This window comes from Armatimonadota bacterium, assembly GCA_020354555.1.
Lineage (GTDB): Bacteria > Armatimonadota > Hebobacteria.
On the sequence record CP070648.1, the window covers coordinates 1,001,669 to 1,009,535 of the forward strand.

General features: G+C 67.0%; 5 protein-coding genes. All 5 read left to right on the forward strand.

Annotation, left to right across the window (positions count from 1 at the left end; translation table 11 throughout):
* The first annotated feature begins 176 nt into the window (after window positions 1-176).
* A complete protein-coding gene (locus JSV65_04140; protein ID UCH35549.1) occupies window positions 177-1,718 on the forward strand; it encodes a sialate O-acetylesterase in 1,542 nt (513 codons plus the stop codon).
* 75 nt (window positions 1,719-1,793) lie between these two features.
* The gene (locus JSV65_04145; protein UCH35550.1) at window positions 1,794-3,953 is read left to right on the forward strand and encodes a hypothetical protein; all 2,160 of its coding nucleotides are present in this window, start codon (window positions 1,794-1,796) and stop codon (window positions 3,951-3,953) included.
* A 514-nt stretch (window positions 3,954-4,467) separates the two neighbouring features.
* Window positions 4,468-5,799, forward strand: coding sequence for an alpha-glucosidase/alpha-galactosidase (locus JSV65_04150; GenBank protein UCH36695.1), 1,332 nt, complete (start codon window positions 4,468-4,470; stop codon window positions 5,797-5,799).
* Window positions 5,800-5,899: 100 nt separating this feature from the next.
* Window positions 5,900-6,955 carry a CapA family protein gene (locus JSV65_04155; protein UCH35551.1) on the forward strand — a complete coding sequence of 352 codons (1,056 nt, stop codon included), beginning with the start codon at window positions 5,900-5,902 and terminating at the stop codon, window positions 6,953-6,955.
* A 105-nt stretch (window positions 6,956-7,060) separates the two neighbouring features.
* A partial coding sequence (locus JSV65_04160; GenBank protein UCH35552.1) for a DUF2207 domain-containing protein occupies window positions 7,061-7,867 on the forward strand: 807 nt, incomplete at its 3' end.

The following is a 7,867-nucleotide window of genomic DNA, read 5'->3' on the forward strand; positions in this document are numbered from 1 at the left end:
CGGGCTGATGTCGCCGAGCGCACCCGCGCAGGCGCGCGTCGTGCGCTCGGTTCGGGAAAAGGAATTGGCCTGCGCGGCGTCGCAAGAAGCGCGCACCGGCAATCCCCCGGTGCACATCATCTCATTGAGGCCGGAAACCCGCGTCGTGCCGCGAGTCGCCGGTGAAGGAGCCCGTGATGCGTGATCGTCTGTTCGTCGTGACTTTGCTGCTGACATTGCTTGTCGTCGTATGTGCGATGCCCGGCGTCGCCGCAGAACCCGAAGGCGGTGCGTTCATCGCGCCGATGATCCAGGTCACGGACGGCGTCGCGCACTTTCAGGTACTCGCCCGCGACGACAACGACACGGCCAAGGCGCATCTGCGGGGGCGCTGCTATCCGCTGAGCGGAGCAATCGAGGCTCGCTTAACCGACCGCGGCGCGCCGGTGGCGGAGCTTGATTGGCGCAAGGTGGGCCAGGCGGAAGACGGCAAGTGGGTCGCCGACCTGGGCGGCCTGCCGGTGGGCGGCCCGTACGATCTCGAAGTGCGCCTGGTAGACGCGGAGGGCAACCCGCGTGCGGCGAACGCGGTGTACCAGATACTGGTCGGCGACCTGTGGGTGCTGGCCGGCCAATCGAATATGCAAGGGGTCGGCAAGGTGTCCGAACTGCCGCCGCCGACGGCGACGGTGCACATGTTCACGATGGACGACCGCTGGGCTCCGGCACGCGAGCCGCTGCACCCGCTGTTCGAGTCGAAAGACGAGGCCCACTGGCACGGGCTCGTGCCGAAGGACAAGACGCGCGAGGAGATCCTGCCGGGGGTGCGCCAGGGCGCTCGGTCGCCCGACGCGCGGAGCGTCGGCCCGGGCCTGCCGTTCGGGTGGGAGTTGTACCGGATTACGGGGGTACCTGTCGGGCTCATACCCTGCGCGCGCGGCGGCACCAGCTTGGAGCAGTGGAGCCCGGCCATGAAAGACGAGGGCGGCAAGTCCCTTTATGGTGCGATGCTTCGCCGCGTCGCAGCAGCCGGCGGGCGGGTGCGCGGCGTGGTCTGGTACCAGGGCGAGTCCGACGCGAACCCCGATGCCGCCGGCACGTACGAGCAGCGCTTCGTGGACTTCGTGTCGGCCACGCGGGCAGACCTGGCTCATCCCGACTTGCCGTTTCTCTACGTGCAGATCGGCCGGTTCATCATCCCATCGGATGGCCGGCCGTCGCCGTGGGATATCGTCCGCGAGGCGCAGCGACTCGCGGAGCCGAGGCTGACCCACGCGGCGGTCGTGCCCGCGGCCGATGGCACGCTGGTGGACGCGATCCATCTCGACACGGCGGCGCAGATGAAAGTGGGCAAGCGCCTCGCGCTGAACGCCGCACGGGAGTTGTTCGGGCGGGAGGACTTGCGCCCAGGGCCGCGCCTGGCGAAGGGCACAATCAACGACCGACGCACGCTCGTGACGATCCGCTTCAATGACGTCAACGGCCGCTTGCGGGCGGACGGCCGCCCGACCGGCTTCGTGCTCGCGGATGAGGCCGGAGAGCCGATCGCCATCATCATGCGGGTGGACCTGCCCGAGGACCGTCCCGACACCGTCGAACTGGCATTGGCGCGGGAACTCCCCGAGGGCGCGCGGCTGTGGTACGCGCGAGGCTTCGACCCCTACGCCAACCTGACGGACGACCAGGACATGGGCATGCTGTCGTTCGGACCGGTCTCAATACCGTATCCGGCAGAGTAGCCGCCAACGCGCTTGAATCCGGGCGTATGCTCTGTGGGCCCGCTGACGCGGCGCAATCGTGAGTCGGGCGATGCGATGACAGGTCTGGTCAGCCACATCCGGGAGACACTGATCTCCACCCCGGACACGGTGTGCCTGGAGCGCGCGCGGCTGGTGACCGAGGCCTGCCGCGAGTACGAGAAGGTTCCGGCGGTGCTCCGGCGCGCCCATGCGTTCCGGCATGTCCTGGAGCACATGACGCTGGACCTGCACACCAACCCCGTGTTCGCCGGAAACACGTCCTCGCGTCCTCGGGCATGGATGCTGCTGCCGGAATACGGGTTCCTCGTTCCCGACCAGGCCGAGGTGGAGCACGACTGGACGACCGGCTTTCTCGACGGCGACGCGATTCCCGCGGACCTGCGGTCGTATTGGGAAGGGCGGTCGTTCGGCGGCGCCGGCGCGGTCGGCCACCTGGCGGCGGACGTGCAGCGTGTGGTGCGCGAAGGCCTTGAATCGGTGATTGCCGAGGCGCGCCGCGACGCGGGTGAGGGCGATGCTGCTGTACGCCAGTTCCGCGAGGCAGCGGTGATCGCATGCGAAGCGGTCGTCGCGTGGGCGCAGCGTTACGCTGACGCTGCCGAGGAGGCCGCCGACGCGGCTACCGACCCGTCCCTGCGCGATGCGCTGGTGCGGGTGGCCGATGCCTGCCGCCGCGTGCCTGCTCAGCCCGCCCGTAACCTGTTCGAAGCTCTCCAGACGATCGCCCTGGTGCATTTGGCGATTGCCATAGAAGGTCACGGCTTCTCGGTGTCCGTCGGTCTGCTCGATCGCATCTTGCAGCCGTTTGCCGATGAAGCGCGGGACGGCGAACGGACGACTGAACTGCTCGCCGCGTTCCTGCTCAAGTTGACGGCGAACTCCGTCTGGGGCAGCTTCTCCAAGACCCAGGCGGTGACGGTCGGCGGTCTGGATCACGACGGGGCCGATCAATGCAGCGAGCTGACCCTGTGTATCCTGGACGCTTTCGCGCTGGCGCGCGTGGGCGATCCGCACCTCTTCCTGCGGTGGCACCGGGGGATGGATCCGCGCGTGAAAAGCCGCGCCGTCGAGATGCTGCGCGGGGGGTTGAGCATGCCGCTTCTCGTCGGCGATGAGCAAACCACGGCGGGACTGATAAACGCCGGCATCGCGCCTGAGGACGCGTGGTCGTACTGCGTCATCGGGTGCAACGAACTGGGCATGCCGGGCAAAGTCGCCGAATCGGCCCTCGGCCCGGACCTCAACTATCTGGCAGAGCTGAACGCCGTCCTCTTCGAACTCGATGCGCCCGATCGGATTCGCTGCATGGACGATCTGTGCGCCCGGCTCGAAGCACAGATGACGGAGACCTGCCGCAGGGCGTTCGCCCGGCATCAGGAGTGGCGCCGCCGCATGGCGGAGGAGATGCCGACCCCGTTCACCTCGTCGTTGATGGACGGGTGCCTGGCGCGCGGTCGGGACCTCCACACGGCGTACGACCTCCCTGGTATGTACGAGCGCGGCCTGACCAACGCGACCAACGCGCTCGCGAATATCGAGCGACTGGTGTTCACCGACCGGGCGCTGTCGCTGCGCGCGCTTGTCGCCGCCCTCAAGGGGAATCTGGACGACGCCGCGATCCGCGCGCAGCTCCTCGCCGGGCCCAAGTGGGGCAATGATGACGATCGCGCCGATCGCTGGGCGCTGGAGCTGGTGGCTATGCGCGAGCGCGTCAAGCAGCGCGTGGAGAAGGAGCTGGGCCACCCGCATCACTTGAGCTGCCATGTCGTGCGCAGCCTGCACTTCCTCGACGGGCGCAACATCGCGGCATCCGCCGACGGCCGGCCGGCGCATGCGCCGGTGGCTGACAGCATCGGCGCCGCGACGGGCACGGCAATAGCAGGCCCCACCGCTTTGCTCAACAGCGTCCGAAAGCTGAAGCCGGCCGAGTATTACCAGGGCGGGTACAACCTGAATCTCAACCTCACGACCGCCGCCGTCGCCGGAGACGACGTGCCCCCGCGGCTGGCGGCCATGATTGATGCGTTTCTCGCCTACGGCGGACAAGAGCTGCAGCTCAACTGTCAGGACGTAGACACTTTGCGTGCGGCTCAGGAGGATCCAGAGCGTTACCGCGACCTGTTGGTTCGGGTCGCCGGGTTCAACGCTTTGTTCGTGCAGCTTTCCCGCCGCGAGCAGGACGCGTTGATCCGGCGAGCGGAGAATGCCTGGTAGGCCACGTTATCCATGGCCGTTATGGGTCGGTGGGCCCGTCGCCCCCGAACTCCGCGCGTCCTCCCATTGCATCCCCGATATACATCAAAGAGGCGCAGATGTCCAAGGGTGCCGCATTGACTCTCGTCGCCTCCCCGCGTACGCTGTTCTTGGTTGACGCTGTGACGCGGCGGAGCGGCACGACATCGGTTGCGGGCGCGCCTCCGACCAGGCGGACGAGGCCGAAAGGGGGGCGGCGCGGCGGAAACGACGGCCCTTCGCGGGAGAACGGCGCATGTCTGCCGGGGAGCGCACCGCAGGTCGTCCGGCCCGGCGACAAGGTGAGCCGATCGCAGGCAGGGCGAGGGGGCCGTTACTGTGCATCGCCCGGATGGCCGGGCAGCCCCTTTGGTGACGATGGTTCAGATGCGTGAAGGTCGGCGGGCCGCCGAGGCAGTAGAATGGTAGTCTGGCAACGGCGGACGCAGCATTAGCTTGGCCGCGCGAGTCGAATTGTGGAGGGATTGAGGAGAGTCTGAGGATGAAGATCGCTTTCGTAGGTGCCGGCAGTCTGGGCTTCACCCGGACGCTGGTCATAGACATGATGTCGTGGGAGGACATGCAGGATGCCCACATTGCCCTGATCGACATTGACAAGCAGCGGCTGGACTACGCTCACCGGGCGGTGAATCGGATCATGGAGGTCGGCCAGTATCCGGCGAAGGTCGAGGCGACCCTGGACCGCGCGGAGGGCCTCAAGGACGCCGACATCGTCATCACGACGATTCTGGCTCATGGGGCCGATGGGTTCCGGCCCGAGATTGACATCCCCATGAAGTACGGCGTGGACTTCAACGTCGGCGACACGCACGGCACGGCGGCGGTGTTCCGCGCGCTGCGGACGATCCCTATGATGCTCGACATCTGCCGCGACATCGAGCGCCACGCGCCGAACGCCTACTTGCTGAATTACACGAACCCCATGTCAATGCTGTGCCGGGCGATGCAGCGCGAGACCTCCGTCAGATTGGTCGGGCTCTGCCACAGCGTGCAGGGCCTGGGCGGAATGCTTGCCTCGTGGATCGGCGCGCCGCGGGACGAGATCGTGTGCGCGTGCGCGGGCATCAACCACCAGGCGTGGGCGATCCGGTTCGAATGGAACGGCAAGGATGCCTACCCGCTGCTGCGCGAGGCGATGCAGCGTCCGGAGATCTACCGCAAGGACATCGTGCGCAACGAGATGTTCCTGGCGCTCGGCTATTACGTCACCGAATCGAGCGGGCACAATTCGGAGTACAACTGGTGGTTCCGCAAGCGCCCAGAGCTCATCGAGAAGTACTGCATGCACGGCGAGAACTGGAACCCGGGCCGGCATCGCTACATCCTCGACGAGTACGAGGATCGGGAACAGGCCGAGAAGTGGCAGAAATCAATGGAGGACTATGGCGCGGGACGCGTCGAGATCAAGTTGGGCCGATCGCACGAGTACGCGTCCAGCATCGTGCGCGGACTGCTTTTCGACGAGGTCTTCGAGTTCAACGCCACGGTGGCTAATGCCGGGCTGATTACCAACCTGCCCGATCAGTGCGCGGTCGAAGTTCCCGTCATCGCGACCAAGACCGGCTTCGGTCCGATTCACGTCGGCGCCCTGCCCATACAGTGCGCAGCGCTCAACCAGGTGAACACAGCAGTGAACGAACTCGCGGTCGAGGCGGCGATCAACGGCGACCCCCAGGCCGCCTACCACGCGTGCTGCTACGATCCGCTCGCGGCCTCAGCCCTGTCGCTGGCGGAGATCAGGCAGATGGTGGATGAGCTGTTCAAGGTCCAGGCGCCGCTGCTGCCGCAGTTCAAGCACCTGACCTAGGACGTGACGGGGGCGCCGGGAGCGCTTTGCGCAACGCCTCGCCAGATCGCGCCGAATGGGCTATACTGGACACACCTGGTCCGGGCCGGCGAGTGCGTGCATGCGAAAGGCAGTTTGGATCTCGGCGCTTGTCCTCGTAATCGCAGCACTCCTCTGCATCTTTCTGTATCCGCGATGGGCGCGGCCCAAGCGCCAACCGCCCGCAGCTCCGGAGCCACCGCCGAAGCGCGCCACCATCACCTTCATCGGCGACATCATGCTCGCATCAGGCGCCGGCAAGCTCGCCTCCGCACGGGGCACCGAGGATCTCCTCAGCGGCGTGAGCGACGTGCTGCGCGCCGACGATCTCACCATCGGCAACCTCGAATGCGCGGTCGCGACCACCGGCACGCCCGCCGACAAGGATTACACCTTCCGCGCGGATCCCGTGCTGTTGCCCGGCCTGCGCCGGGCGGGCGTTGACGCTGTATCCCTCGCCAATAACCACAGCCTCGACTACGGCGGCGCCGCCCTGCTCGAGACGCTGGAGCACGTGCAGAAGGCAGGGCTGCACAGCGCCGGGGCGGGGGCCAACCTGAGCGCGGCCGCCGCGCCGGCGATCATCGCTGCCGGCGGACACAAGGTCGCATTTATCGCAGCCAGCCGCGTGCTCCCGTCAGGGGCCTGGTACGCCGCCGCTGATCGCCCCGGGATCGCCCCGGCCTACGATCCGGCGCACATGCTCGCTGCGATTCGCTCGGCCAGCGCCAGAGCCGATATCGTCATCGCGTACCTGCACTGGGGGAAGGAACGCGCGATTAGGCCGGAGGGGTACCAACGGTCGGTCGCCCGGCAGTGCATCGAGGCAGGTGCGGATCTCGTGGTCGGCACTCACCCCCATGTGCTGCAGGGCTTCGAGTACCATCGCGGCAAGCTCATTGCGTACAGCTTGGGCAACTTCGTCTTCAACAACCGGGTCAAGGAAACCGCGATGCTGCAGACCAGGTTCGCGGATGGCGGCATGAACGGCGCGGGCGTGATTGCGTGCCACATCACGGGCTACCGCCCGCAGTTGGTGGATGATCCCCGTGTCCGGCAGCAGATGCTCCGTTCGCTGGAAGAGCGGTCGTTTGGAGTGCGCATCGCGGACGACGGCTCGCTATCGCCCGCGCAGTGACGCCTGGCCTGGCTCGTCGCGCCGGCGAGCGGCGCGGTTCGCCTTGATGTATAATGGGTCGGATATGTGCTGGTCGCGCCCGCGCCGGGAATGCCGGAGGGGATCGTGAATCGCGCCATCGTTACACGCTGCGTCTTGCTGATCGCACTGCTCACCTGCTTCGCCGTGCCGGCGTGGGCAAAGGACTTTCGTCTCGCCCGCGCGGAGATAACGGCGGAAGTCCGCCAGGACGGCTCAATGCGCGTGCGCGAGGAACGCGACTTCGTCTTCAACGGCGACTTCACCTACGCGTACCGCGTGCTGAAGCTCCCGCCGGGAACGACCGTCACTCGTCTCGCCGTCGGTGAACCCGGCACTTCCTATGTCGAACGTCCTGATCAGTCACCAGGGACCTACCGTGTCTCACGGCAGGGCAACGCGCTGACGGTGTACTGGTATTACCGGGCGAGCGACGAGACGCGGACGTTCGTGCTCGCCTACGACGTCGCGGGGGCGGTGCAGAAGCACCGCGATGTCGCGGAACTCTACTGGCAGTTCATCGGGACGGAATGGGGGGCGCAGACGAACTTCGCGCGCGTCACCGTGAACCTTCCGGGCGCGGTGCAGCGCAGCGACATCCGCGCGTGGGCGCACGGGCCGCTGTGGGGCAACGTCGCCATCGCGGACGGTCGCGTCGACCTCACGTGCAAACGGCTGCCCGCAAAGACGATGGTGGAGGGCCGGATCCTCTTCCCGACCCACGTCATCCTTCGCAGCGCACGCCAGGATAAGGCTGCAGTCCTCGCGTCGGTGCTCGCGGAGGAGGGGCGGTGGGCCAAGAGCGCCAACCGCAGACGCATTCTGTTCGCGCTGCCGCTCATCCTGGCCATCGGCGGTCCGCTCGTCGCGCTCGTGCTGTACCTAGTCTTCGGA

Bases quoted from the DNA above. Each gene is read 5' to 3' on its own strand.
- JSV65_04140 (UCH35549.1), top strand. From the start codon at position 177: ATGCGTGATCGTCTGTTCGTCGTGACTTTGCTGCTGACATTGCTTGTC.
- JSV65_04145 (UCH35550.1), top strand. From the start codon at position 1,794: ATGACAGGTCTGGTCAGCCACATCCGGGAGACACTGATCTCCACCCCG.
- JSV65_04155 (UCH35551.1), top strand. From the start codon at position 5,900: ATGCGAAAGGCAGTTTGGATCTCGGCGCTTGTCCTCGTAATCGCAGCA.